The organism is uncultured Campylobacter sp., from assembly GCF_938045775.1.
GTDB lineage: Bacteria > Campylobacterota > Campylobacteria > Campylobacterales > Campylobacteraceae > Campylobacter_B.
Window position 1 is genome coordinate 1 of record NZ_CALIBH010000043.1, and the last position, 1,207, is coordinate 1,207.

2 protein-coding genes are annotated in these 1,207 nt (G+C 48.4%); both read right to left on the reverse strand.

What is annotated here, in order from left to right:
- Positions 1-81: 81 nt before the first annotated feature.
- Complete coding sequence (locus Q0238_RS01210; protein WP_297942070.1) at positions 82-231, reverse strand: hypothetical protein; 150 nt, start codon at positions 229-231, stop codon at positions 82-84.
- A 45-nt stretch (positions 232-276) separates the two neighbouring features.
- Positions 277-582: a helix-hairpin-helix domain-containing protein gene (locus Q0238_RS01215; RefSeq protein ID WP_297942073.1), complete on the reverse strand. Its 306-nt coding sequence runs from the start codon at positions 580-582 to the stop codon at positions 277-279.
- Positions 583-1,207: the final 625 nt, after the last annotated feature.

Below are 1,207 nucleotides of genomic sequence, written 5' to 3' on the forward strand. Positions count from 1 at the left end.
CTCGGCGCGCGCTTGCCAGAAATCGGAGCGATTTTATATTTCGTGCAGGCCGCTTAGTCGCAAAGCGCGCTTGTGAATAAATCAAAATTTCATATTGCGGCTATGTTTGTACTTTGCACTATCCGCTACGCCGCGCCCGTTAAATTTACGCTCTTTGTGTCGCTTTATCGCATTGTGCTCGCAAAGCTCGCGCATAAAATTTGCGCCGTTCATGCGCTTGCTAGCTTGCACTTCCGTGAGGCGCCGTTTCGTGCTGCAAATACAGCACGTCGATCGTTAGCAAATCCGCTCAAATTCAAACGGCTCGCGCGGGTCAAATTCGTAAATTTGATCCTTCCAAAGCCACCATTTCAGCTTGGCTCTGTCAGGACGGGGCGTGCTGGCATAATAACAAACCATGCGGTAAACGTAGAGGATGCACCTGTCGTTGCCGCGCCCGAGCGCCTTTGTGCGTTCAAACATCTCGTCCGGATCCGCACCCTTTAGCGAAGCGATGCCCTCGTAGCCGAGTGCCAGCAGATCGGCCTCTGTCGCCTCGCCGACATAGGGGATTTTCTTAAAATCACTCGCGCCTTTACTCAAATTTTACTCCAATCTTTTATTTAGATTTCGCCAGACTCGCCATTTGGATAAAATTTTAAAACCTCTTGAGAGTGCGGAATTTTAAAATTTCACCTCGCCGCCGAGCCGCCACCGCGCTTATGCGCGCCGCTTTTTAGTACTAAGACGTCCGCCGCCGCGCTCATTATCGGAAATTTTATCCGTAAGCTAGCAGGGAGGCTTGGGCGCGGTAAAGTTTAAACGTTTTTAATCCCAAACGGAGTAAATTTACGCTTCCGCCTTGCGCCAAATGCAAAAATCTGATGCGTTTGTTTCGAACTTCAACGGGATGGAATTCTACTCATGCCGCTTTCGCCCAAAATGAGCTCAAAAAAGCGTTTCAATTCCCAACGGGATGGAATTCTACTTAGGTTGACGGATGAAATATTCATAAAGTTTATGTTTCAATCCCCAACGGATTTTGTAAAAAGACGGCGGCGCTTCGGAGTCATCCAAGCTGCCTCTGTGCGCATTTTAATTAAAATTTCTTTCGCGCAGAAACGGCGCTTAAAACGAGCTTGCGTCAAATTTTATGCAAGTTTTGACGCTAAATTTGACCCAAAATCCGCTCGCAGATTTCGCGCGGGTTTTGCGCCTGATAGATCGG